The sequence below is a fragment of the Lysinibacillus sp. NPDC058147 genome (genome assembly GCF_042884205.1).
Classification (GTDB): domain Bacteria; phylum Bacillota; class Bacilli; order Bacillales_A; family Planococcaceae; genus Lysinibacillus.
In genome coordinates, this window is sequence record NZ_JBHVUJ010000012.1 from 18,130 (window position 1) to 42,848 (window position 24,719).

Consider the following 24,719-nt stretch of genomic DNA (forward strand, 5'->3'; position numbering starts at 1 on the left):
ACTTTTTGGTACACTATTGAAAAAACAAACATGAGGTCAACATGAAGAGAAAGATATTTATTTTACATGAGATTTATGGCGTCAATGATTTTATAAAAATGCAAGCTGAAGCATACAGTAACGCCAACACTACTATTGAGTGCATTTCTTTATATTCAGACAATAGAATATTTCCATATGAACAAGAGCAGGAAGCCTATGAGTATTTCATAAATGAAGTTGGCTTTGATGCTCCTCTCGAAAAACTAACTGAAAAAATACTAGAAGATACGACACATTATGATGAAGTGCTATTAATCGGATTTAGTGTAGGTGCAACGTTGGCTTGGAGACTATCAGAACTGCCATTACAAGGAGTCGTTTGCGTTTATGGTTCACGCATTCGCCAATACTTGAATGTAAATCCCTCTTGTCCGACACTTGTTATTTTACCAAGTCATGAGAAAAGCTTTGATGTCCATGAATTAAAAGAAACACTCGATATATTACCAGCTGTTCATACGAGACAATATCTAGGTCAGCATGGTTTTATGGACTCCAATAATTCAAACTATAATTATGGAAGTTATTTACAATCAAAAGCTGAAATCTCGCAATTTTTCAATATTAAACAAGGAGGACTATGTAATGAACCAAAATGAAAGCATAATTATTGACCCTTATATAGAAGGAGGAAATGTTATATATCCAAACTTTCACCTTTCTATGCAGCCTGGAATTATTATTGGCATTTATACGGATGTGTCAAAAATACATACATTAACACAATGGTTTACGAAGCAACGTAATACGTTTACACATTTTCGTGAAAATGCTTTGTATGAGCGACTGACAGTTCGAGAATATATCAATTTTTGCTTAAAGCTTTTCAATGCTTCTTCTGAAAAGATGGATGATCTATTAATATTACTCGCTTTAACGGAGAAAAAAAGCACTAAAATAAGCAAGCTTTCAAATGGAGAAAAGCAACGTTTAAAACTGATTAATACATATCTCAATAAGGCACAGATACATGTTTTAGAAGAACCATTCCAAAACTTAGATGAGTTTTCCAAGCAAACAGTCATTCAGTTATTGGATACCCTTCAAAAACAGAATAAAACAGTCATTTTACTATCTAACAATCTTGAGGATTTAATTATTTCGAGTACAGAAGTTCATAGACTGGATACATTGGGCTTACATGCATTAGATGTTAAAGAAGATGAGACAGAACCAGCTTCCCCCTCTTCTGAGAATGCACCAATTCGGCTTGATAAAATCCCTACAAAGAAAAATGATAAGATTATTTTATTTAATCCCCCTGAAATCGATTATATCGAAAGTGTTGAGGGTGTTGTTTCGCTATATGTTGCAGGTGAAGCCTATCCATGTACATTATCATTAAATGAGCTTGAGCAAAAATTGACACCGTTCGGCTTCTTTAGAAGTCATCGCTCTTATATTGTTAACTTGCAAAAGGTACGGGAAATCATTACGTGGACTCGCAATAGCTACAGTTTAGCCTTAAATAGCAATGAAAAGACCGTAGTACCTTTGTCGAAAAATAATCTCGCAGATTTAAAGGAAATACTCGGAATTTAGTAGATTTCCCAGGAAATAAACGACTCCTGTCAGCTGAAATATTTCTCCACTAAAGGTCATTTTACTGCCTTTCACCTGTAATTTAATGTTGAGAGCCTTATTGTCCCTTATAGTGTAGATATCAACAACAACACAGGGAGGTTTTCAAATGAACGCAGTGATCGATGTTCAGCATTTGAAAAAAACATTTAATAAGGAAGCAGCATTACAGGATGTTTCATTTTCCATTCAAAAAGGAGAAATATTCGGCTTCCTTGGACCAAGCGGCTCCGGAAAAACTACTACTATTAAAATATTAACAGCACAAACTGAAAAAACTGCTGGCGATGTTTTATTGTTTGGCCGCCCAGCAAACGAGATGAAACAAAGTAACAATCGTAAACGCTTCGGTATTTTAACTGATAATAGCGGGCTATATACGCGACTTTCAATCGAGGAGAATTTATTACTCTTTAGTAACTTATATCAATTACCTAAATCATCCATAAAAGAGGCGTTGGATTTTGTTAACTTATACGGTGATCGTAAAAAGAAAATTAGTCAGCTTTCTAAAGGAATGATGCAACGTGTTACGCTGGCACGTGCCATCATGCATAAGCCAGAATTATTATTTTTAGATGAGCCAACTTCTGCACTCGATCCTGTTAATACACAGCATATTTATAATGGTTTGCGTAGATTAAACGAGATGGGTACGACAATATTTTTAACAACACATGATATGAGTGAAGCCGAAATACTTTGTGATCGTGTAGCCTTCTTACATAAAGGTAAAATTCGAGCAATTGGTGCGCCAAAGGATTTGAAAAAAGAGTTTGGCGATGAATCTATTACAGTTGAATTAAAAAACGGTGCTTGCAAAGTCATTCAAAATGGAGAGCAAGATGCTGAAAAACTGTTTCAATGGATGCAATCTAACGAAGTTTCTCGCATTTATACAAACGAGCCAACATTAGGGAATATTTTTATGCAAATAACAGGGAGTGATTTAGTATGAACATTTCAATGACACGTATTCAGGCTATTTTAATGAAGGATTACAAAGAATTTTCACGTAACTATGCTGTATCTGTTATGGTACTTTTGCCACTCTTTATGGCGTTTTTCTTTAATAAAACAGGTGGAAATAATATCGACATCTACGTCCTTACAGTAAATATGGCATTTTCCATGGTGACTACCTACGTACAATGCTGTCTAATTGCAGAGGAGAAAGAAAAAAATACACTTCGTAGTCTCATGCTTTCCCCTGCTTCACTTGGCGATATATTAATAGGTAAAAGCTTGTTTGTCTTTATCCTTACAATGGTAATTGTAGCATTGACTATTTTCATTGTTGGCTATAGCCCAGCTAATATTTTCATCTTAGCTATTGCTTTAATACTTTCGACTGTGTTCTATATTGCAATAGGAACATTATGTGGATTATTCGCTAAAACGGTTTTGGAAGGGTCTCTTATCATTCTACCTGTTATCCTTATTTTCACGTTCGGCACTTTTGCCCTAACATTATCGTCTGCCTTTCCTATTTTAAAAATTGCAGAGTGGTTACCAAGCTCCCAATTAGTACTATTAGCAGAAGCTTTAGAAGGATCCTACACAACAATGGACGTCATTATTCCAATGACTACAATCATTGTTTGGTCACTAGTAACTTGGATTACAGCAGGATTTATTTATAAAAAAAGAATGGTCGACTAATGACCATTCTTTTTTTGTATAATAATGGATCATGACTATAGCTTGTGGTTGATTATCAATTCGACTGAGCTTTCCTGATGGCGTTTAGTTTTTTCCATTATCATTTAGAAAACTCAACTAGCAACTGCTGCAAATGGTTTTTCACTTGTGGCCATTCTTGCAAAGTTATACTGTACATCACAGTATGGCGGGTTGTGCCATCCTTACGCACCATATGATTACGTAAGACCCCCTCCTTTGTTGCACCTATACGTTCGATTGCCTCTTGGGAACGCACATTTTCATGGTCTGTTTTAATTTGAACACGCTGTAGATGTAATACCTCAAAGCAATATTGTAATAATAAATATTTACAATTCGTATTAATAGCTGTACGCCAAAAAGCAGGTGTAATCCATGTAGTACCTATTTCAAGCCGTTTATGCGTTTCATCAATATCCATAAACCGAGTCGAACCGATGATTTGCCCAGATTTTTTATCCACAATTACAAATGGGAACTCCGTTTTTTCACGTTTTGTTAGTAATGCCTTGTCCACAAAGTTATTCACATCGTCCATCTTCTCTATTGTTGTGGGCATATGTGACCAAATCTCTGGGTAACTACCAGCCTCTAATATACCTTGCATATCCTCTTGTTGTAATGGTTTCAGTAATACGACCTCATTTTCTAACGCTATAAAATTCATTTTTCTTCACTCCTTTTTTCTATTTAACGGCATTTTTGATATGATAGAAATAACCAATTTCCGAAAAACACACCGTACCAGGAGGTGCAATGTTTTGGAGTTATCGATCTCATTTACTGGAGATGTATCGAAATACGTGCAAATTTACGAAGAAATAAAACAAGCGATTTTAAGAAAAAAACTACTGGCCCATGAGCAATTACCTTCTAAACGAACACTTGCTAAAACGCTTGATGTTAGTATCCATACGATTAAAGAGGCGTATGAGCAATTACTAGCTGAAGGCTATATCTATAGTAAGGAACGCTCTGGTTATTTTATAGCACCCTTTGAATTTGAATGGGGACAGCAGCAAAAGCAGCATATATCCACAGCTATAACAGCAACTACATATACAATAAAATATGATTTTAATAACGGACATGTGGATAAAGAAGCTTTTCCATTCTCGACCTGGCATAAGTTATTGAAAAAACACTTCAATGTGGATAATTTAACGACAAGTCCTTGGCAAGGAGAAGATCTATTGCGGACGGAAATCGCTCGCTATGTAGAACGATCAAGAGGAGTTACTTGTGAAGCATCACAGGTATTTGTTTATAGTGGTACACAAAACCAACTTCAAGCTCTATGCCACTTTTTTGGCTCAAAAGTAGAAGTTGGCTTAGAGGAACCTGGCTTTAAAAGAGTCCGTGCTACATTGCATCAATGTGGATTAACAACCCATGCTATTCCTGTTGATAACTTAGGGGTAACAATACCTAAAGAATCCATCCACATGTTATACACAACACCCGCCCACCAGTTTCCGCTTGGGATGGTCATGCCTGTTGAACGGCGTGCAGAACTTCTGCAATGGGCGACTTCTGAGCAAGCATATATTATTGAAGATGACTATGACTCAGAATTCCGTTATAAAGGGCTCCCTATCCCCTCTTTAGCAAAGATGGATCAGCTACAACGTGTTATTTATTTCGGAACCTTTTCTAAAACACTTATCCCATCTCTGCGTATTAGTTATATGATTTTGCCTAAATCGTTAGTCGACGAATTTATGCTATTTAATCAGGAGCAAAAATCCGTTGCCTCAAAAATAGATCAGCTTGTATTAGCAGATTTTATTGCTCAAGGTTTATTCGATAGGCATTTAGCTAAAATGCGCACTATTTATCGTAAAAAGCAACAGACATTACTAGCAGCTATTAGCACCCATTTTTCTAAGGAATTCGAAGTAATTGGTGAAAGATCTGGGCTACATATTGTTATGAAGTTACCAAAAAGACTTTCTGAGCAGGATGCGATTAGGCTTGCCCAGGAGGTAGGAATCGAAGTTTATCCATGTTCAACTTCCTATCAGCAAGGCTCTGACTATGCTATGGTCCTTATGGGTTACGGTGGGCTAACCCTTGAGCAAATCAAAGAAGGCATCGCGTTACTTGCATCAGTTTGGCAAGCATCCATGCCAGAATAATTTAAAAACCTTTGGATAGATCAAAAAAAGATGACTCCGACAGTACACCAGAGTCATCTTTTTATTATTTAATCAATATTGATATCTACCACTACATTTTTAAGGTACTCATCAAGATTCCCTTTATCCACAGTCTGCATAATAGTTGATCGTTCATCCCTGTTCTCTAAATCTTTAATGATTAAATCACCAACGTTTGGATAGTAATGCAACCAATCGAAAAAGTTGTTCTCATTTGTCGTTACTTCATTCATACTATGGAAGCTATAAACAGTACCAAACACATCTACCATATCATTCATCCATCTACTATAAGCCTCGTAACGATTATCGTTATGCAAAATTGTTTGAAGCCTTTTGGCAGGCATTAATTCTGTAAAGACTACTAGTTCTGTATTCGGGAATGCATCTTTTATAGCTTGAAGCCTTTTTCGATAGTCGGTATCATACATAAACGGCTTAGCGGTTTCTGCTTTAAAACTCTTCTTAAATTTTTGCCATTCCTGCTCCATATCATCATTTGGATACGTAGTTTGTGCAATATTATTACGCGTGTAACTGCGCGCACCGTCGTAATGATTTGCTTTTGAAATATCATAATTAAATAGAGCATAATGCATCGTACTTGCCGAAAATAAAGACTTTATTGCATAAAAAGGTGCCTCCGACGTCTCAATATATGTTTGCGGCGGATTCAATGTACTAGGTTTATCAGTATTCGCTGAATCAAAATACAACTCAATAAAAATTCTCTTAAACGGCTTACCATTTTTCTTTTCAGCATATTGCATGTAAGGCAAATATTCTTTTATATGCAGCCCGCTCAAAGAATAGTTATAAACATTTTCTTTTTTAAATGCCCTCTCATTAAGATACGTAATCCTGCTTGTTCCTATTAACAAACTATCATAATTAAAATCATGGCTATTTATATAATTTGTTTTTAATTGTCTTTCATCAAAGCCAAGCTGATAGTCGTTAAAGTCATTCTCATGCGTGTAATTCCAAAGAGGGTCAATAAAATAATTGAAACCCATAATTCCGAAAACAGGTAATCCTATTACTATGAAAGATGTGGCAAACAATTTTACTAACCATTTTTTCGGATCCAAGTTCATTCACACCTTTATTTAGAAATTAAAATATAAGAATATACTATTTTTTTGCATATAGTAAATCGATACTAGCACTAGTGCAATCATAAATTGCGTGTAAATGATTGCTCCCCAATTAAATTTCATCTTATCCATTAATTGAATAGAGTTTAAGGCCGTAAAGGCAATAACAAGTGTGATTAAGAGTCCTACAACAATCACTATTGGATCACTTAATGATAGTCCCAAAATATTAAAGGCTTCTGCTTGAGCAAAATTCGTGTGCGGCTCCGTAAAGAAATTAGTTATAGCTGTCATGTTTGGCGTAAACATTTTGGCTATAATAGTATTCGCTTGCACAAGACTTGTTGCTCGGAAATATACCCAAGCGATATTAACAAATTGGAAAGTAATAAACCACGAAAGTAAATACGGAAGCTTAATACCTGTTTTACTAAAAAGTCTCACAACAACAGACGCAAAGCCATGTAGAAGTCCCCACAAAATAAAATTCCACCCAGCCCCATGCCAAAATCCACTGATGAAGAAAATAATTAATATATTTAAATAGGTTCTAAAAGCCCCTTTACGACTACCACCTAACGGAAAATAAACATATGTAGTTAAAAATCTGTTCAACGTCATATGCCATTTTTTCCAAAACTCCTGAATATTACGTGCTTTATAAGGAGAAAAGAAATTTACTGGCAGTTTAATATTAAATAATAATGCTAAACCAATCGCCATATCAGAATATCCACTAAAATCATAATAAAGTTGCACTGTATATGATAATGAGGTAATCCAAGCTTCTATAAAACTTAAGTTACTATAATTAGCAAAGCCTTCATTCGCCCATATCCCTACCGTATCAGCAATAACAATCTTCTTGACTAAACCAATTGAAAAAATAAATAAGCCTCGTGCAACATTTTCATGAATAATTTTACGATTTTCCTTAGTATCATACTGAGGAAGCATTTCATCATGCTGAACAATTGGCCCTGCAATTAACTGCGGGAAAAACAAAATGAACAGCGCATAATGACTAAATTTATAATGAGCTGTTCCGTCACGGTAACTATCAACAATAAAAGCAATTTGTTGAAATGTAATAAAACTAAGTCCTAATGGTAGCAATATGTGCAACAGTGCATAATCTGTACCAAACAAACTATTTATATTGTCAATAAAGAAATCAGTATATTTATAGTAACAGAGAATTAAAATATTGAAGATTACGCCAATAATCATATAAGTTTTTCTCGAACGACTATTGGTATTACTAATCACCCGACTTAAAGCAAAGTTCACAACTATTGAGATCGTGATGATTGTTAAATAAGTTAACTTAAAATAGCCATAAAAAAACAAAGAGCTCAGTACCAACCAATAAATCGCATATTGCTGGTTTCTGAAACGATTTAATAAAAAATAGATAATAAATGTTATCGGTAAAAACAAGAAAATAAATTCAAAGGAATTAAAAAGCATTGCACCACTCCCCTAATAGCCATTCCTTTATATCAATTCAAAATTAAAGACTCTTCACCGCAACTCGGGGTTGATTTTCGTCCGGCTGGGGCTTTCTAAGGGCGACCTGATATGCCGCTTCGTTTGCACTTCAGGATTTCATCTGTGATCTAATCCCAAAGTAACACCCAGCCTTCACTCCAATCAACTGGATAGTTAATCAAATGTTGGTGAAGAGCCTATTTACATCAATTAGCCAAATAACACTTTAACATTGGCACACTAGTAAACTCTAATGAAATATATACCATCGATAATTTTAAGAAGCCAAATATAACATTATACTAAAAAGTAAAACAAATAACATATATCAAAATAAGGTAAAGAAAGATAAAAACCCATATAATAATACCTCATTTTGACAAATATTTAAAGGAAATTCCTATTTGTTGTCGAAAAATTAAAGGTGGTTTTAGTTAGGATAATACTCGCAAATAATGAGGTATTTCTTTGAAAAATAATAGGATTTTTACTAGTTTAAACTACTCTGTCTTTTTACTTTCTATTTAATGAGTGGACTTGATTTTGGACCTTCCACTCACAATAATGCTGTTTTCGAGCTACAGGCTCTAAAATAAAAGTAACCTCTGTATAGCGCTTTGATCACTATACAGAGGTTGTTCATTTTATATTTTAATTAAAATTTTCCCTTGATGTTGGCGGCTTTCCATCAAGTCATGCGCTTTCTGCATGTCTTCTAATTTAAAAATCTTAGCAATTGGTACTTGGAAATTTTCATCCTTCAATATTGCAAACATCTCCTGTGCAACTTGTTGTAGCATTTCTGGCTTGGAAGCTCGAGTCGTTCCTAGGCTAAAGCCTTTCACATTGCGGCAGCTGCTATGTAAATCAGATGTTTTTATATTCCCGGCTTTACCGCCACTATTTCCGAATTGCACCAACGTACCATACGGAGCTAAACAGCTAAAGCTCTCTTCTGTAATATTTCCAGCAATGGAATCAAAAATAATATTAACACCTTGACCATCCGTATATTCATTGACTTGCTCACTAAAATTATCGTATGTCAGTACATGATGTGCACCTAGTTCAAGAGCAATTGTCGCTTTCTTCATTTCGCCAACCGTGCCAATAATCTTCTTGGCACCTAACTTTTTCGCCATTTGAATAAGCATCGTCCCTGCACCACCAGATGCAGCATGAATTAATACGCTATCATTTGAGCTAATTGGCGCAATTTGATGTGTCAAAAGGTAGGATAGAAACAAAACCGTTGGTACCGCGGCTACCTTTTCCAAAGAGATGTCACTCGGAATTTTAAAGACGAGCTGCTCTTTTGCCACCACATATTCTGCATAGGCTCCATTTTTAGGGAATGCAATAACGACATCTCCAGCTTTAAAAGCACTACTTTCATCAAAAACCTCTTCAACTACACCAGCTACATCTAAACCAAGTACCATCGGAAAACTTGCTTTTGCTTTATTTCCTGTTCTGTTTTTAATATCAGCAAAATTCACACTCGTATACACCGTACGTATTAATACTTCCTCTGCTGAAATAGTGGGCTTTGGACATTCCACGTACTTTAAAACATCAGAACTACCAAACTCATTAATGATCACAGCCTTCATAAATTTCCCCCTCCTTGTTATAGTAAGATTATAAAATAAATAAGGAATAAATGGGGGTATTTCCATGAAAATCAAATTGGTAAAAAAACAACACAATGGGATCTCATACAATTACTTTGATAGCATTAGCGATAAGGTGTGCTTTATGTTCTCTGGCACAGGCTATACGTATGAAAAACCACTTCTTTATTATTCTACTGAGCTGATGCTAGAGCTTGGCTATGATGTAGTACAAGTTTGCTATTCATTTGATTCGCAGCAATTTGAGCAGGAGCCAGAAGCTATTTCAGCAATGGTTTATAATGCCGCGAATTCTATTGTAGAATATGTTTTAAGCACAAAATCTTATACAGAAGCTGTATACATTGGGAAATCACTCGGAACATTGCCTATCACAGATTTTTATATGCAACAGTCTTCATCTATTCCTTCTCGTTATGTACTTTTAACACCCCTACTGTCACTTAAGCATGTTATGAAAAATTTGCTTGGAAAGCAAGCATTTCTAGCAATCGGTACCGCTGACCCTCATTACTCTAAAGAAAGTTTAGAACAACTTTCTTCACATGAACTTGCTATTGTAGAAAATGCTGACCATTCTCTTGAAATAGCAAATCATACAGTTGAGTCGGTAATTCTTTGTCAATCACTATTAACGAGGCTTAAAGCTTATCTTCAATAAAAATTAATATCGGAACCTTTTCAGGATTTATCGGAATAATTTCTAAATTTATCGGAACATTTCCATAGTTTATCGGAATGTTTTCGGAATTTAACGTAATGTTTTTAAAATTTCGTACTTTACCAAAATTACAAACATATGCTACACTAGCAAAAATACATTGAAGAGAAGAGTAAATAAGGCTGTTCTTCCCAGAGAGCTCGGGTTGCTGAAAACGAGTAAGAACGAATTATTGAAACAAGCCTCGGAGTAGCGCATTGGATTTCTGCTTGAATGATGGTGCGACGGGAACTCCCGTTACAGAGTAGCAGTATAAGCATAAGTGTTTATGTCGTACTGAAAAGACTATTATGGCGACATAATAGTGAACTAGGGTGGCACCACGTGAGTATAAATTCCATAATCTCGTCCCTAAGACAAATCGTCTTGGGGGTGAGATTTTTTTGTTTTAGTTATTTGTCATAACTACTAGGAGGGATTTATATGAGCATGAATAAATTAATAGAAGCGTGGCGTTATCCAGCTATATTATTGTTTAGTATTGGTGTTTCCAGCGTTGGAAGCTGGATCTATTTTATAGCTTTAAATCTTATTGTCTTAAACCTTACAGGGTCAGCTATAGCTGTGTCCGGATTGTATATCGTTAGAGCATCATCTACACTTTTCGCCAGTTTTTGGTCAGGAAGTTTGATAGATCGTTTAAATAAAAAATATCTCATGATTGTTCTCAATCTTTTCGAATCTTTACTAATTGTCATACTACCTTTCTTCTCTACGTTGACTGGGATATATTTAATGGTCTTTGTGATCACAATGGCTAGTTCTATGTATAATCCAACTTCCATGTCCTACATTACGAAATTGATACCAATCGAACAAAGGAAACGTTTTAACGCCCTTCGAAGCTTACTTGATTCTGGCGCATTCATAACCGGTCCAGCCATTGCAGGGCTGCTGTTTACGATTGGAACGCCTACTATGGCAATTTACTTGAATTCCATTGCTCTATTTTTATCAGCCTGTATTACATTAGGTATGCCTAATGTTGAAGCCAATCAACAGCTGGCTAGTAAAGCAGATGAGGAAATTTCCTACAAGGTATTATTCAATGATTGGAAGCTTGTTATAAGATTTAGCCTTAAAAATTCTTATATTATGATGGTCTATTTTTTATTTAGTGCGATGATTGTCATGATGACAGCAACGGATTCTTTAGAAGCTGCTTTTGCTACTCAAGTACTATCATTATCCGAAGGTGAATACGGTGTTTTGGTGGGCATAGCAGGTGCTGGAGTATTAGTTGGTTCTTTAATGAATTCAGCCATCGTTGAAAAAACACCAATTGCTTGGCTTATAGGCTCGGGGTCATTAATAACAGCATTAGGCTACTTAATTTTCACATCCTCTTATACATTTCTTATCGCTTCTTTAGGATGCTTTATTTTGTCCTTTGCGATGGCCTTTGCCAATACGGGCTTCCATACGTTTTATCAAAACAATATTCCTGTCGATAGCATGGGGAGAATAGGCAGTATTTATGGTTTTGTAGAAGCCTTGTTCATTATTATCATAACTGCCATCTTTGGAGTTGCAGCTGAAATTATATCTATACGATATGTTGTGGTATCTGCAGCCATCATCATGCTTGTAGTAGCAACTATACTGCTAATTTTTAATGTTCAACCTTCAAAGGCCAGATTTTATAGAAATATTTCTGAGTAGAGAAGATTTCAATGCTATCGCTTCGCTTTCGGAAGCAATAACGGTATAAAAATAGTAGCACCTCTTTTTAGAGGTGCTACATAAATGTTGGGATAAGACATAATGGTTTTCTATCTTCAGATTGATAGTAATAAACGCCACTTTGTCGGGGCTATCCACGATTTTGGCTGTTCTATCCACGATTTTGGCCACTCTATCCACGACTTTGACGATTCTATCCGTCGCTCTGGCTCTTTTATCCGTCGCTTTGGCTCTTCTTTCCTTCGATTTGATTCTTCTATCTGTCGCTCTGACTCTGCTTTCCGTCACTTTGACTCTTCTTTCCGCCGCTCTGATTCCTTTCCGCCGCTCTTGCTCTACTATCCGTCACTTCGACTATTCTTTCCGTCGCTCTAGCTACCCAAGCTAAAACCAAGAAAAAAAGGGCATGAAATCAATATTACTTTTGATTCATGCCCTTAAAATATTAATATGCTAAGCCGAATAGTGCTTTGATGTGTGTAAGATAGCGAATGTTAGACGCTTCTTTCATAAGTGTTGCAGGAAGACCTTTAAGCTCTGTGTTGCTAGCACCGATAGTCGCAACAGCGTCTTTACGGCCTAAGCTTGCAAGTGTACCAGAGTTAATTGCTGAGAATGATTTCATCTCTTGGTTTTTGTATTGTGCGAATACGTTGTAACCAGCGCATTCACCCATTTGCCATGCAACTTGAGCAGTTGGTGCGTATAGTGGACGCCCACCATCAGCTGGTAGTGCCACAGATGCATCACCAATTACGAATACATCATTGTGAGATGTAGATTGTAAGAACTCGTTAATCGTAGCTTTACCGCGGTCTGCTGCAAGACCAGACTCGCCTACGATTGGAAGTGGAGCTACCCCACCTGTCCAAATAAGTGTATTAGCAACGATTGGTTCGCGATCTTTAAGAGAGATGACGTTACCATCAACGCCCGTTACAGGAGTACCTGTAATGAATTCAACGCCACGTTTTGCTAAGCTTTCAGTAGCACGTTGGATAAGTGTATCTGGAAGTACTGGTAAGATTTTCGGACCAGCTTCAACAAGTTTGATTTTAAGATCAGCAAAGTTAACACCATGTTTTGCTGCGATTTTCGGGAAGTTGTCCACGATTTCACCAACAAGCTCAACACCTGTTAAACCGCCACCACCGATAACGATCGTTGCATCTGCTTCATCTTTTGATTGTGCATATGCTTTAATACGGTCTTCGATGTGTTTGTTAATTTTGTTTGCGTCGTTCACTGATTTAAGTACCATAGAGTTTTCTTCTAATCCTGGGATACCGAAGAAACCAGTTTGGCTACCTAAAGATACTACTAAAGTATCGTAATTTAAAGTATAACCAGTATCTAGGTCAACTTTTTTATTGTCTACATTGAATTTTGTAACTTTAGCGATTTGTAAATCGATATCTAAACCTTTAAAGATTTTTTTAAGTGGTAAAGCAACAGCACCTTCAGCAATAGTACCACCAGCTAAACGATGAAGTTCAGTGATGATTTGGTGTGTTGGGAATTGGTTTACTACAGTAATTTTAGCTTCATCAGCTGATAGATACTTACGTGCTGTTAATGCAGTTAGAACGCCAGCGTAACCAGCACCTAAGATGACGATTTCTTTTGACATGATTAATTAATCCTCCGTCCTTACGAATTGAATGTATCTCGAGTCGAGTCTTATCTAGCTTTACGTTCAGCGCTTACTTGTAAGAAAGCATTAACAAAACGGAAAACACCTTGAACTTGTGGGTCCTTTAACATTTTCATAAGACCAAATAAACCAACTACTTCTTGGCTTTCAGAAGCACGGTCTTTCGCTTCAATTGCAGTAGCTGCAAGGTTTTTAGCTGATCCTACTACTGGGCCAGCCATTTCTGTTACCGCACCAACAGTATCATTTTTTAACACTTCATCAGTTGCAACAGCTTGAGCAAACTCATAAGATTTTGTTAATAGCGTCATCATTTCAGTTAACTTTGGTAATTGTTCAACTAAAGTTGTAAGTGATTCCTGAACCTCAGGCTTTAATAATTGATCTAGCACATCCAATTGTTCTTGACTTACAGTTAATTGTTCAGACTGTGTTTGGTTATTCGTTTCTGACATTTTGAACTCTCCTTTGCCATCACTATTACTATTTTAATTTTATTGCTTCCATGTAAAAAAGACCATTAAGGCACTTCTTAACAGTCGTTACAGCGCGTATATCTTACAAATCACCAGTCTCAAGAGCTGGATAGCAATTCGTATAATTTGTTATTACAATGTTAACTTTATTTTGCAAAAAGTGCATCATAATTCCATCCTATCTTGTCTTGGTGACTTTACAACCTCCATTATAAGGTTGTTTGTACATTATTTCAATGAGCTAAATCACAATTTCGACAATCTTTTCAAAATTCATTGATTTGTAACTATATATTAGTTTACTTTTTGCTCCTACTGTTAAAAAATACAATATTTTTAAAACGTTCCTTTATTATTTTTGATTTTCGATAATGTTTAGTCTATTTAAACTTCCCCTAAATCATTTGTGTAATACTTACTTATTTTATTTTCAGCATTTATATTACATATAATATAGGAAATCATTTTTCAACAGATTGCCAGAAAAAGTCTATAATTTCTTTCGCTGCCATAGCCTCTGATTGAAATAACCTTTTCCCTTCCCCATCTTTAAAGTAACCTACTGACATTAAAGCCATAAACGCATGTGCAAAAAAAGTAGCATTTCCCTTCCGTATCGTGCCTTGCTCCATCTCTAGCTGCATCGTCTGCTCTATCGTTTTATACATATTATTTTCCGCTGCCTGCACTTCTTTTAATTGGGTTTTCGATAAATTAATTGTCGCCTCTCTCATAAAATTTTTCATATCTATATCTACAGTGGCTGATAAATGAATTTCAACAAGCTGCGCCAACCGTTCTTTAAATGATATTGGCTGCTCTAAAATCTGCAAAATGGACAGTCTGATTCGATCCATCATTGCCAGCAACGCTGATGTATATAATTCCCCTTTAGTCGGGTAATAGTAATAGATAGTCGCCTTTGTAACGTTACAAGCTTTTGCTACATCATCCATTGAAATATTTTTATAGCCTTCTTTTATAAAAAGCTTTGTTGCTGTTTCAAGGACAATATCTTTTCTTGGCTTCGCATTTTCATCATTCCGAGGTCTCCCGAGAACACGTGGTGACTGCTTCAACAAGTTCGCCCCCCTTATAAAGGATTCTTTTTAGACATAGTATAGCATATAGATTTTTTGCAATTGATTAATTAACCTTCCGGTATATATAATAAAATTACTTATATGAAACGGAGGTCTTTAAATGAAAAAACACCCACTTGAGCAATGGGGCTCAATGGTAGCAAGTAAAAAAGGGCGCTTATTAGCCCTTATCTTTTGGATATTACTTGTTGTTGTGCTGTCATTTGCCTGGCCACAGATTAATAGTATAAAGAGTGAATCGGGTAAAAACTTACCAGAAAGTGAAATGTCTCAGCAGGCTGCAACTATTATTGCAGAACAATTTCCGAATGATGCAGGTACACCATTATTACTCGTTTGGTATCGGTATAGCGGGCTAACTACTGATGATTTCGTTGCTATCCAAAAGGTTTACGGAGAGATTAAAGCTAAACCTTTAGCAAATCAAACTATTCTTCCACCATATGATAAAATGCCTCCTCAAGCCTTTTTAGCCTCTGCATCTGATAACGGCACAACAATTGTAACTCCTGTTTTCTTTGAAAAAGGTGTTGCTACTGATGAGTTGCGGGAAAGTTTAAAGGCATTAACAAAAACAATGGATAAGTATAATATCCAACTAGATCAAGACTTAACTAGTAACAATCTGCATGTGCGTTATTCTGGACCAGTTGGTATTGCTACGGATGCTGCCAGTTTATTCTCTCAAGCTGATGTTAAATTATTAATTGCGACAGTACTTCTTGTTTTAGTATTACTAATTATTATTTATCGTTCACCATTATTAGCTATTATTCCATTGATCGTTGTTGTTCTTGCCTATGTCGTTATAAGTCCAACGCTCGGTTTCTTCGCTGATCATGGATGGATTGATAAGGACTCACAGGCTGTCTCTATTATGACCGTCTTACTCTTTGGCGCAGGTACAGACTATTGTTTATTTTTAATATCTAAGTACCGAGAGATATTATTTACAATTGAGGATAAAACTACTGCCATGAAGCTTGCTATAAAGGAGTCTGGCGGTGCGATTATGATGAGTGCCTTAACGGTTGTTATCGGTTTAGCTACTCTTAGCCTTGCCCATTATGGTGCGTTCCAACGCTTTGCTATTCCATTCAGCTTTGGTGTACTTGTGATGGGAATTGCTGCGCTCGTTGTACTTCCAGCAATCCTTGTTATAATAGGTCGCGTTGCCTTTTTCCCATTCATACCTAGAACAGAGGATATGGCTCATAAAAAAGGGAAAAAGCAGTACAAACCAACACATAAAATAAGCCATATAATCGGGCGCTTCGTAACGCATAAACCATGGATTGTCATTGTTGTTACTTTACTGTTACTTGGTGGATTAGCAGCATTCGTACCACGTATTCAGTACACTTTTGATTTATTATCATCATTCCCTGAGAATATGCCATCGCGCGAAGGCTTTACTTTAATAGAAGAAAATTTTTCACCTGGAGAACTAGCTCCAGTACAGCTCGTCATTGACACAGAGGGTAAAGAAATTCACTTGCAGCAGCAATTAACTGAAATCTCTTATATTGATAGTGTTGCAGATGGCCAAATCGGAGAGAAAAATAATGCTATCCAATTGTACGAGCTTTCTTTAAATACAAATCCTTATGCTAAAGAATCATTAGCCCATATTCCAGAGCTTAAAGCAGAGGTTATAAAAATGCTTGAGGCTGAAGGGATAAAGGATGCAGATAAACATATTTGGATTGGCGGCGAAACAGCCAGTCAATATGATACACAGCAGTTAACTGTACGCGATGAAACTGTTATTATGCCAACAATGATTGCTTTAATTGCTTTATTATTATTTATTTATCTACGCTCAATAACAGCAACTGTTTATTTATTAGCAACAGTTATTATTTCTTATTTCGGAGCACTTGGTGCAGGATGGCTAATTTTACACCACCTAATGGGAGCAGAAGCCATTTCAGGAGCGATTCCACTCTATGCATTTGTATTTTTAGTGGCACTCGGAGAAGATTATAATATCTTTATGATTTCAGAAATTTGGAAGAAACGCAGAACAGTAGATCATTTAACAGCTGTTGAGGAAGGCGTCGTACGAACAGGAAGTGTTATTACATCTGCTGGTTTAATTTTAGCTGGAACATTTGCTGTCCTTGCTACCTTACCTATTCAAGTACTTGTTCAGTTCGGTGTCGTTACGGCCATTGGCGTACTGCTTGATACGTTCATTGTACGTCCATTGCTCGTACCTGCCATTACTACTGTTCTCGGTAGATATGCATTTTGGCCAGGAGCATTATTTAAAAAGGATGCATAAAAATTACTGCACGGACATTAGCACAAATGGTTTGGATGATTTTAAAATTCATCCACCCTTTCGCTTTTGCTAATGTCCGTGCTGTTTTGAAATGTACATTCAACGAATATCGCTATCATTTTCCGAAAAATATATACTTATTCCAAAATTGCATGATTTGTTGTGTGTTTCTATTCCGACTATAAACAAAAGGGATGTGGCATTCATGAACTATCAAAAATTGCAACAGCGATTTCCATTACTAAGACCTTTTTCAGGTAATAAGATAGAATGTTATCTATTTAATTTTGATAATCAACTTTTTGAAATTCCAAAACATACAATTACACAAAGTGAGCTAGAGCTATTGCGTATTTTTTCAGGGCCAATCACGCTTGCGAATTACTACGATACGGCATGGTTTGACTACTTAACAGATAAAACAAATGAAAGTCCAACTGCAATCCACGAACATCGCATTCTGTTTCTTCATTTCGATAAAGTATTTTCTAGACCTCATTTACTTCGAACAGCCTTTGAGGCATTACTTGGAAAAGACTTTATACTCATATCATTAAATCCTCAATTGTTCGCCATTATTGAATGCATTGAAACCGATGAATTACTTAATTTTTCTCATTACATTGATCTTTTAAGCGAAGATTTAGAAACCAACTTTAAAATTTTTGTCTCTGATGTACTACCAGATATTGCGATAACAAAAAAGAGATTTAACTGGCTAGTCGCCATCCAACAATCACTTTGGTCTTATACATCTAAGCATGTTCTTACACAACAAGAGTTATTTGTACCGTACTTATCACAGCGACTCAGTATAGAAGAGAAAGACATTTTTATTACCTCTATTTTAAAAGATGCAACCTCACAGCCAGAGTTAGTACAAACAATAAAACAATTACTTGAATACGAAGGTAATATCACACTTGCTGCTAAAAAAATGTTTATGCACCGTAACACACTACAAAATCGACTAGACAAATTTCAGCAACTTGCCAGAAAAGATATACGGCAATTTGAGGATAGGCTTGAAGTCTTTCTTGCTATCACCTTTTTAGAGTCATTATAAGTCACACTGCACAATTTATAACTTAAATATTGTGCAGCGTTTATCTATTCCTTTTTCCCACTATTCTTTACAATGAATTTATCACTTACAAAGGGGCGTAGTGTATGGCTGAATTGCGTTTAGAGCATATTTATAAAATTTACGATAAAAATGTGCAGGCTGTGACTGATTTTAATTTGCATATCCACGATAAGGAGTTTATCGTTTTTGTAGGTCCATCTGGCTGTGGGAAAACAACGACATTACGTATGATTGCAGGCTTAGAGGATATTTCAAAGGGTGAATTTTATATCGACGATGTACGCATGAATGATGTGGAGTCAAAGGATCGTAGCATCGCTATGGTATTCCAGAGTTACGCCTTATATCCTCATATGTCCGTCTATGATAATATGGCATTCAGCTTAAAACTTCGCAAGGTTGACAAAAAGGAAATTGATCTAAGAGTGAGAGAAGCCGCAAAAATATTAGGTTTAGAGGATTACTTAAAAAGGAAGCCAAAAGCGTTATCAGGTGGACAACGTCAGCGAGTAGCTCTCGGTCGTGCTATAGTGCGTGATGCCAAAGTTTTTTTAATGGATGAACCACTTTCTAATTTAGATGCCAAGTTACGTGTACAGATGCGAGCTGAAATTCAGAAGCTACACCAACGTATTCAAACGACGACTATTTACGTTACACATGACCAAACAGAAGCAATGACTATGGCTACTCGTCTCGTTGTGATGAAGGATGGTCTTATTCAACAAATTGGCGCTCCAAAGGAAGTATATGATACGCCGAAAAATATGTTTGTAGCTGACTTTATCGGCTCTCCTTCCATGAATCTTTTTCAAGGACATTTAACAGAAACAACTGTAATTTTAGGTGAGCATAGCTTTCCGATTCCACCAAAATATTTAACAACGTTGAAGGAAAAAAATTATTTAGGCAAAGATATTGTACTTGGGATTCGCCCTGAAGATTTGCAAATAACAGCGGCCGATTCCCCTTATGTATTCAATGCAACAATTGACGTTGCTGAACTGCTCGGAGCAGAAACTTTCCTCTATTCTTCATTAGCAAATCAAACATTCATTGCACGTGTTAATGCTGAAACTAATTTACATCCAGCTGACGTCGTGACATTAGTGATGAAAGAAGAAAAGATACATTTCTTCGATCCACATACAGAAGAACGTATATAAAGTTGCTGTAGTTCAGTGGCTAAAAAATAACTCAAGCGATGCCATGACCTGTGATATCGCCTGAGTTATTCCGCTAAAGACCTTTTTTCACTATTTCCTTCTTCTATTGACTTTCTTGTGTAGCCCTTGAATTGCTGTACTTGTTGCATCTAGATAGTCAATTGTTTGTTCGTAGTCACTTGTTGCTACACACATAAATAAAATATCAATCACATGAAGTTGTGCAAGACGCGAAGAAGTTGCTCCGCTTCTAGATGTTGCTTCTACATTTGGTGACGTGTATAAACAAATATCTGCCAAGCTTGATACGAGTGAACTACCATAGCGTGTTAAACTTATTGTCGTTGCAGGCGTGTCACGAGCAATTTCAAGGATTTTAGCCACTTCATGCGTTTCACCAGAAAATGAAATCCCGACTACCACATCTCCCTCTTCAGCATTGACAACCGCTGTTGCCCCTAAATGTAAATCCATGAACGCCTTACTATTCTTATTTATTCGCAAAAACTTCTGATCTGCATCCATTGCTGCTATACCAGATGCACCGACGCCAAAAAAGAAAATTCTTCCGGCCATTGATAGGGCTGACACAGCCCGTTTCAGCTCTACTGCATCAATTAAATCTGCAGTTTGTCTTAAGATTTGACTACTTTGCATCGTCACCTTTTCTACAATGGATTGTAAAGGCTCATTCGGTTCAATATCACGATCATCTGTTTTTTCGCGTTGCAAATCACCAGCTATTCGTAACTTTAGCTCCTGAACACCACTAATATTTAAAGATTTACATAAGCGAATAACGGCCGCACTACTTGTATGACTCGCCTCTCCCAATTCAACAGCGGTCATTTTAATTGCCTTTGATGGATGTTCTAAAATATAGGAGGCCACCTTCTTTTCAGATGGAGGTAGCTTCTCTCGCATTTCTGCAAGCATAATCAATCCTGCATTTATCTTCTCCATTTCAATCAACTCCGCACTTTATTTTATATGTATAGAAGTAATAATGAAAAAGTGAATGGAATTATTTCCACCCACCCCTTTAGCTAATCCTTCTTCAAGGCTACTGCAGTGCGCACATGACCCTCTGATTGGGCAAGTAATGTTTGCGCATTATCTAAAGTCGTATTAGTGAGCAACATGACAATAGCAAGCTTCACTTGATAATTGGTCTGTTCTAATATGTTTTCTGCCTGTTCATAGGATACATTTGTTGCCTCACAGACAATCTTTTTAGCACGTTCACGTAATTTATAATTACTTGCATGGACATCCACCATGAGATTTTTATAGACCTTCCCAAGCTTTATCATTGTTGTTGTCGTTATCATATTCAATATTTGTTTATGAGCAGTCGCAGCCTTCAATCTTGTAGAACCCGTTAAGATTTCTGGCCCAGTAATGACTTCTATGGCAATATCTGCATGAGCACTAATGATGGATTGCGGATTACTAGCTAAACTTATAGTTTGTGCACCTATTTGTTGTGCATATAGTAACGCACCCTTTACAAATGGCGTTCTACCACTCGCTGCAATGCCTATGACAACGTCCGCTGCACTTAGCTTTTGTTTCTCTAGCGTTACTTTTCCCAAAGTAAGATCATCCTCAGCACCTTCTATGGCGGCCATTACTGCTTCTGAGCCACCTGCCAATATAGCTTGCACGAGCTTTGGTGATGTACTGAACGTTGGGGGACATTCCACTGCGTCTAATAAACCTATACGTCCACTTGTCCCAGCGCCTACATAAAATAATCTACCACCATTCTTCAGCGCATAAATGACGACCTCAATTGCTTGTTCAATTTCAGGCAATACCTTTGCAATAGCAAGCGGTATTTTGACATCATCCTCATTCATTAGCTGCACAATTTCAGCAATTGACATTAAATCTAAATTCGCTGATTGTGGATGGTAGCCTTCTGTTGTAAGTTTTGTCATTCTCTCCATCGAAGTCTAATCCCTCCTACTACATCTTATTTTTGTTCATCCAAGATTCTTTTACGATTTGCTGCAATGACTCCGTGATGTGAACCCCCTCACTAATAAGCCCTTTTACAAATGCCCCAATAACAGGTGGTACCTCGGGTTGAATGAGTCGATTATCAATTGTTGCTTGCTGTAATTTTCTTTGAAAACAATTAACGAAATAGCTACTATCAAATAAACCACCACAAGTGACGATTGGAAAGCTTTTGACCTGTGGCTCTTTTTGAAACAAAGTTAACAATAATTGAGCTAAGTAGGTAGTGGCACGTTCTATAATATCCTTCGCTGTTTCATGACCCTGTTCAGCTAGTTGTATTACAGTCTGCACAATAGACGCAATTAACGTGCGGGCTTGTGTATGCTCATAGATTACCGTAATCATTTCGGTCGGATCTTTTAGCCCCAGTTTCTTTAAAATTGACTCCGTAAGCACATCACCATCTCGGCCAAATGCATCATAATGCTGTGCAATGGCACGTAATGCCTCTTGCCCTATATAGTAGCCACTACCTTCATCCCCAAATAAATAACCCCATCCACCTACTCGGCTATCATGATTATTTTTTTGAACACAATAGACAATAGAACCGGTTCCAGCAATAATAACAAGCCCTTCATGTGCAAATGTACCACTTGTAAGTGCAGCTACGGCATCGTTTGTAACATGTACCTTGCAGGATTCAGATGAAAAAAACGAGTCCATCCAATTATGCCAGCGTACAAAATCTACCTGACGATCCCCTCCTGCCATACATAAAAAAATAGTCGAAACTTCTTTCCTCGTTACCCCTATTTTTTGTAGTAACTCCGTTAGTAGTTTCGTGATTTGCTGTTGTACTTCTGTTGGCGGAGTTGACTTTATATTTGCCCCCGCCCCCTCAACAACTGCAAGCACTTCCCCACATTTTGTCCCTATAACGGCACGGGTTTTCGTCCCACCACCATCTACACCAATAATATATTGTTTATTTAATGGCACCAGCCGTCAGCCCTTCCATGAATTGCTTAGATGCAATAAAGAATAAAAGTATCATCGGCAATGAGGCAAGTGTTAAACCTGCGAAAAGCGAACCCCAGTCTGCCGAATGTTCCCCAAAAAGTGACATCATCCCAACTGGAATTGTGCGCTTCATTTTATCTGTAATGAAAATAAGCGGGAAGAAAAAATCATTCCAAGCAGCAATAAAGTTAATGATGATTACTGTTCCCAATGCTGGCCTCATTAACGGTAACACGACATGCCAAAGAACCCTTAAATTTCCGGCTCCATCAATACGAGCAGCTTCCTCTAGCTCATATGGCATCGTTTTAAAGAAGCTTGTTAATATTAGCATCGTCAACGGAATGCCTGTCGCTGTATTCATCAAAATTAAAGACCACAATGAATTAATAAGCCCTAAATCACGCATTAAAATAAAAAGAGGTACAATCCCAAGTTTAATGGGAATCATCATCCCTAATAGGAAAATAAAAAATAGCGCTTGATTCCACGAAAATTTAAAACGTGCAATATAAAATGAAGCTAATGAACAAACAACAACAATTAGGACAACAGATGCAATACTCACGAAGACACTGTTCATGAAATAGGTTGTAAACGGAATTTTAGACAATAACGTACGGTAAGTATCTAAGCTAAAGCTGGTCGGTAAGCCCAATGGATTTTTGTAAATCTCCAAACTCGCCTTAAATGACGATAAAATCATTAATAAAATTGGATATAAACTGATTGTCGCCACCGTAAATACAACAATATAATAAAACGGCCTTGCCCAAATTGTGCCTTGCTTCATATACTCACCTCTTTACATTTGTACGTTCTTTTTATTCGTAAAACGTAAAAATACTGTTGTGCAAATTAATATAAAGAAGAATAAAACCGTTGCTAACGCTGACCCTAAACCAATAGCTGTCGCTCCAGAAGCTGTTGAGCTACCAAATGCTAAGCGGTAGAAGAACACAGCTAATGTGTCTGTTGAATAATAAGGCTCTCCCATCGAGCCCTGCATTGCATAAACAAGTTCGAAGGCTTCAAATGATTGAATAAATGTTAAGACACCCATGATCATAATAGAAGGAATCATTAACGGCAGGTAGATTGTACGTAATAATGTAAAGCCCTTTGCACCGTCTAGCTTCGCTGCTTCGATTAGTTCACTTGGTATCCCTTGAAAGCCAGCTAAGAAAATCAAGACGCCAAAGCCAAGACCAAACCAACAATTTACTAAAATAATAGCGATTAAAGCTGTATGAGGATCACCTAACCATGCCCTTTGTAAGCTTTCTAAACCTAATTTCCCTAATATTACATTTAAAGTGCCGAAGTTAGGATTCAAAATCAGTTTCCATAAAAACCCTACAACAATTACTGATAATAATCGTGGTAAGAAGAAGGCTGCTTTAAAAAATTCTGCTCCTTTAATTTTTTGATAAATAATAAACGCTAAGAAGAAAGCTAATCCATTCATTACAACCATTTGTAAAATAAAATACAGTGCATTATGTTTGAAGGCATTCCAAAACATTGACCCATATGGTTCGGTCGTAAACAATGTCACGAAATTTTGAAATCCAATAAAATTGCCTCTCGTCAGCCCTTTCCAGTCAAAAAAGCTATAAGATAATGCTGCTAAGATTGGATACAGGACAAACATTCCATAAATAATCAGAGCAGGGATTGGAAAAAGATGAATAGTCCACTTTGCCCAAGTCTTTTTCTTTTTAGTTGGTGAAGCTGTAGTTATTTTCATCATTGGACAGCCCCTTTAGAGGTATTTAGACAGCAAGACCCCAACTCCTTCCTTCGAAGCGTTAGTGGGGTCATGATTTTCAATACATCGTCATTGTCTAATTAACTTCCCTAC

Annotated in this window: 22 protein-coding genes and 1 other annotated feature; of the genes, 10 read left to right on the plus strand and 12 right to left on the minus strand. The window is 36.7% G+C overall.

The window, feature by feature from the left end:
• The first annotated feature begins 41 nt into the window (after window positions 1-41).
• The 4 genes from ACFVT8_RS22315 to ACFVT8_RS22330 all read left to right on the plus strand — a co-directional run bounded on the left by ACFVT8_RS22315 (window position 42) and on the right by ACFVT8_RS22330 (window position 3,285).
• Window positions 42-641 (plus strand): dienelactone hydrolase family protein, encoded by a 600-nt coding sequence (locus ACFVT8_RS22315; protein WP_387085579.1) that lies wholly within the window; start codon window positions 42-44, stop codon window positions 639-641.
• Window positions 628-1,584 (plus strand): LytTR family transcriptional regulator DNA-binding domain-containing protein, encoded by a 957-nt coding sequence (locus ACFVT8_RS22320; protein ID WP_387085582.1) that lies wholly within the window; start codon window positions 628-630, stop codon window positions 1,582-1,584. Before ACFVT8_RS22315 ends, ACFVT8_RS22320 begins: the two co-directional genes overlap by 14 nt.
• Before the next feature lie 148 nt (window positions 1,585-1,732).
• Window positions 1,733-2,581 (plus strand): ABC transporter ATP-binding protein, encoded by an 849-nt coding sequence (locus ACFVT8_RS22325; protein WP_387085585.1) that lies wholly within the window; start codon window positions 1,733-1,735, stop codon window positions 2,579-2,581.
• Complete coding sequence (locus ACFVT8_RS22330; RefSeq protein WP_387085588.1) at window positions 2,578-3,285, plus strand: ABC transporter permease; 708 nt, start codon at window positions 2,578-2,580, stop codon at window positions 3,283-3,285. The genes ACFVT8_RS22325 and ACFVT8_RS22330 overlap by 4 nt, the downstream gene beginning before the upstream one ends.
• Before the next feature lie 100 nt (window positions 3,286-3,385).
• On the opposite strand, the gene ACFVT8_RS22335 is transcribed toward ACFVT8_RS22330, so the two are convergent.
• Window positions 3,386-3,973 (minus strand): GNAT family N-acetyltransferase, encoded by a 588-nt coding sequence (locus ACFVT8_RS22335; protein ID WP_387085591.1) that lies wholly within the window; start codon window positions 3,971-3,973, stop codon window positions 3,386-3,388.
• 94 nt (window positions 3,974-4,067) lie between these two features.
• Between ACFVT8_RS22335 and pdxR the strand changes: the two genes are divergently transcribed.
• The gene (gene pdxR / locus ACFVT8_RS22340) at window positions 4,068-5,444 is read left to right on the plus strand and encodes a MocR-like pyridoxine biosynthesis transcription factor PdxR (RefSeq protein WP_387085594.1); all 1,377 of its coding nucleotides are present in this window, start codon (window positions 4,068-4,070) and stop codon (window positions 5,442-5,444) included.
• A 68-nt stretch (window positions 5,445-5,512) separates the two neighbouring features.
• Here pdxR and ACFVT8_RS22345 read toward each other — a convergent pair whose 3' ends face one another.
• The 3 genes from ACFVT8_RS22345 to ACFVT8_RS22355 form a co-directional block, all read right to left on the minus strand.
• On the minus strand, window positions 5,513-6,556 hold the full coding sequence (locus tag ACFVT8_RS22345) for a hypothetical protein (protein WP_387085597.1): 1,044 nt from the start codon (window positions 6,554-6,556) through the stop codon (window positions 5,513-5,515).
• Between the two features lie 18 nt (window positions 6,557-6,574).
• On the minus strand, window positions 6,575-8,032 hold the full coding sequence (locus ACFVT8_RS22350; protein ID WP_387085600.1) for an MBOAT family O-acyltransferase: 1,458 nt from the start codon (window positions 8,030-8,032) through the stop codon (window positions 6,575-6,577).
• A 665-nt stretch (window positions 8,033-8,697) separates the two neighbouring features.
• Window positions 8,698-9,666 (minus strand): quinone oxidoreductase family protein, encoded by a 969-nt coding sequence (locus ACFVT8_RS22355; RefSeq protein WP_387085603.1) that lies wholly within the window; start codon window positions 9,664-9,666, stop codon window positions 8,698-8,700.
• Window positions 9,667-9,730: 64 nt separating this feature from the next.
• Here ACFVT8_RS22355 and ACFVT8_RS22360 point away from each other — a divergent pair, with 64 nt between their 5' ends.
• Together ACFVT8_RS22360 and ACFVT8_RS22365 are read left to right on the plus strand one after the other, a co-directional pair.
• On the plus strand, window positions 9,731-10,348 hold the full coding sequence (locus tag ACFVT8_RS22360; RefSeq protein ID WP_387085606.1) for a hypothetical protein: 618 nt from the start codon (window positions 9,731-9,733) through the stop codon (window positions 10,346-10,348).
• A 151-nt stretch (window positions 10,349-10,499) separates the two neighbouring features.
• Window positions 10,500-10,764: a binding site (T-box leader), on the plus strand.
• A gap of 67 nt (window positions 10,765-10,831) precedes the next feature.
• On the plus strand, window positions 10,832-12,070 hold the full coding sequence (locus ACFVT8_RS22365) for an MFS transporter (protein WP_387085609.1): 1,239 nt from the start codon (window positions 10,832-10,834) through the stop codon (window positions 12,068-12,070).
• Between the two features lie 466 nt (window positions 12,071-12,536).
• On the opposite strand, the gene ACFVT8_RS22370 is transcribed toward ACFVT8_RS22365, so the two are convergent.
• The 3 genes from ACFVT8_RS22370 to ACFVT8_RS22380 all read right to left on the minus strand — a co-directional run bounded on the left by ACFVT8_RS22370 (window position 12,537) and on the right by ACFVT8_RS22380 (window position 15,303).
• The gene (locus ACFVT8_RS22370) at window positions 12,537-13,721 is read right to left on the minus strand and encodes an NAD(P)/FAD-dependent oxidoreductase (RefSeq protein ID WP_387085612.1); all 1,185 of its coding nucleotides are present in this window, start codon (window positions 13,719-13,721) and stop codon (window positions 12,537-12,539) included.
• A gap of 50 nt (window positions 13,722-13,771) precedes the next feature.
• Complete coding sequence (locus ACFVT8_RS22375; protein WP_387085615.1) at window positions 13,772-14,200, minus strand: DUF1641 domain-containing protein; 429 nt, start codon at window positions 14,198-14,200, stop codon at window positions 13,772-13,774.
• A 482-nt stretch (window positions 14,201-14,682) separates the two neighbouring features.
• The gene (locus tag ACFVT8_RS22380) at window positions 14,683-15,303 is read right to left on the minus strand and encodes a TetR/AcrR family transcriptional regulator (RefSeq protein WP_387085618.1); all 621 of its coding nucleotides are present in this window, start codon (window positions 15,301-15,303) and stop codon (window positions 14,683-14,685) included.
• Between the two features lie 121 nt (window positions 15,304-15,424).
• On the opposite strand from ACFVT8_RS22380, the gene ACFVT8_RS22385 reads away from it, so the two are divergent.
• From ACFVT8_RS22385 to ACFVT8_RS22395, 3 genes are all read left to right on the plus strand, one after another.
• The gene (locus ACFVT8_RS22385; RefSeq protein ID WP_387085621.1) at window positions 15,425-17,611 is read left to right on the plus strand and encodes an MMPL family transporter; all 2,187 of its coding nucleotides are present in this window, start codon (window positions 15,425-15,427) and stop codon (window positions 17,609-17,611) included.
• A gap of 205 nt (window positions 17,612-17,816) precedes the next feature.
• Window positions 17,817-18,677, plus strand: coding sequence for a PucR family transcriptional regulator (locus tag ACFVT8_RS22390; protein ID WP_387085624.1), 861 nt, complete (start codon window positions 17,817-17,819; stop codon window positions 18,675-18,677).
• 104 nt (window positions 18,678-18,781) lie between these two features.
• The gene (locus ACFVT8_RS22395; RefSeq protein ID WP_387085627.1) at window positions 18,782-19,864 is read left to right on the plus strand and encodes an ABC transporter ATP-binding protein; all 1,083 of its coding nucleotides are present in this window, start codon (window positions 18,782-18,784) and stop codon (window positions 19,862-19,864) included.
• A gap of 90 nt (window positions 19,865-19,954) precedes the next feature.
• Here ACFVT8_RS22395 and ACFVT8_RS22400 read toward each other — a convergent pair whose 3' ends face one another.
• From ACFVT8_RS22400 to ACFVT8_RS22420, 5 genes are all read right to left on the minus strand, one after another.
• On the minus strand, window positions 19,955-20,827 hold the full coding sequence (locus ACFVT8_RS22400) for a MurR/RpiR family transcriptional regulator (RefSeq protein WP_387085630.1): 873 nt from the start codon (window positions 20,825-20,827) through the stop codon (window positions 19,955-19,957).
• Between the two features lie 83 nt (window positions 20,828-20,910).
• Window positions 20,911-21,816 carry an N-acetylmuramic acid 6-phosphate etherase gene (gene murQ, locus ACFVT8_RS22405; protein WP_387085633.1) on the minus strand — a complete coding sequence of 302 codons (906 nt, stop codon included), beginning with the start codon at window positions 21,814-21,816 and terminating at the stop codon, window positions 20,911-20,913.
• Window positions 21,817-21,835: 19 nt separating this feature from the next.
• The gene (locus ACFVT8_RS22410; RefSeq protein ID WP_387085636.1) at window positions 21,836-22,834 is read right to left on the minus strand and encodes an N-acetylglucosamine kinase; all 999 of its coding nucleotides are present in this window, start codon (window positions 22,832-22,834) and stop codon (window positions 21,836-21,838) included.
• Window positions 22,821-23,648 carry a carbohydrate ABC transporter permease gene (locus tag ACFVT8_RS22415; protein ID WP_387085639.1) on the minus strand — a complete coding sequence of 276 codons (828 nt, stop codon included), beginning with the start codon at window positions 23,646-23,648 and terminating at the stop codon, window positions 22,821-22,823. Before ACFVT8_RS22415 ends, ACFVT8_RS22410 begins: the two co-directional genes overlap by 14 nt.
• 12 nt (window positions 23,649-23,660) lie before the next feature.
• The gene (locus ACFVT8_RS22420; RefSeq protein WP_387085642.1) at window positions 23,661-24,608 is read right to left on the minus strand and encodes a carbohydrate ABC transporter permease; all 948 of its coding nucleotides are present in this window, start codon (window positions 24,606-24,608) and stop codon (window positions 23,661-23,663) included.
• Window positions 24,609-24,719: the final 111 nt, after the last annotated feature.

Bases quoted from the DNA above. Each gene is read 5' to 3' on its own strand.
- ACFVT8_RS22315 (WP_387085579.1), top strand. From the start codon at position 42: ATGAAGAGAAAGATATTTATTTTACATGAGATTTATGGCGTCAATGAT.
- ACFVT8_RS22320 (WP_387085582.1), top strand. From the start codon at position 628: ATGAACCAAAATGAAAGCATAATTATTGACCCTTATATAGAAGGAGGA.
- ACFVT8_RS22325 (WP_387085585.1), top strand. From the start codon at position 1,733: ATGAACGCAGTGATCGATGTTCAGCATTTGAAAAAAACATTTAATAAG.
- ACFVT8_RS22330 (WP_387085588.1), top strand. From the start codon at position 2,578: ATGAACATTTCAATGACACGTATTCAGGCTATTTTAATGAAGGATTAC.
- ACFVT8_RS22335 (WP_387085591.1), bottom strand. From the start codon at position 3,973: ATGAATTTTATAGCGTTAGAAAATGAGGTCGTATTACTGAAACCATTA.
- ACFVT8_RS22350 (WP_387085600.1), bottom strand. From the start codon at position 8,032: ATGCTTTTTAATTCCTTTGAATTTATTTTCTTGTTTTTACCGATAACA.
- ACFVT8_RS22355 (WP_387085603.1), bottom strand. From the start codon at position 9,666: ATGAAGGCTGTGATCATTAATGAGTTTGGTAGTTCTGATGTTTTAAAG.
- ACFVT8_RS22360 (WP_387085606.1), top strand. From the start codon at position 9,731: ATGAAAATCAAATTGGTAAAAAAACAACACAATGGGATCTCATACAAT.
- ACFVT8_RS22365 (WP_387085609.1), top strand. From the start codon at position 10,832: ATGAGCATGAATAAATTAATAGAAGCGTGGCGTTATCCAGCTATATTA.
- ACFVT8_RS22370 (WP_387085612.1), bottom strand. From the start codon at position 13,721: ATGTCAAAAGAAATCGTCATCTTAGGTGCTGGTTACGCTGGCGTTCTA.
- ACFVT8_RS22375 (WP_387085615.1), bottom strand. From the start codon at position 14,200: ATGTCAGAAACGAATAACCAAACACAGTCTGAACAATTAACTGTAAGT.
- ACFVT8_RS22385 (WP_387085621.1), top strand. From the start codon at position 15,425: ATGAAAAAACACCCACTTGAGCAATGGGGCTCAATGGTAGCAAGTAAA.
- ACFVT8_RS22390 (WP_387085624.1), top strand. From the start codon at position 17,817: ATGAACTATCAAAAATTGCAACAGCGATTTCCATTACTAAGACCTTTT.
- ACFVT8_RS22395 (WP_387085627.1), top strand. From the start codon at position 18,782: ATGGCTGAATTGCGTTTAGAGCATATTTATAAAATTTACGATAAAAAT.
- ACFVT8_RS22400 (WP_387085630.1), bottom strand. From the start codon at position 20,827: ATGGAGAAGATAAATGCAGGATTGATTATGCTTGCAGAAATGCGAGAG.
- murQ (WP_387085633.1), bottom strand. From the start codon at position 21,816: ATGGAGAGAATGACAAAACTTACAACAGAAGGCTACCATCCACAATCA.
- ACFVT8_RS22415 (WP_387085639.1), bottom strand. From the start codon at position 23,648: ATGAAGCAAGGCACAATTTGGGCAAGGCCGTTTTATTATATTGTTGTA.
- ACFVT8_RS22420 (WP_387085642.1), bottom strand. From the start codon at position 24,608: ATGATGAAAATAACTACAGCTTCACCAACTAAAAAGAAAAAGACTTGG.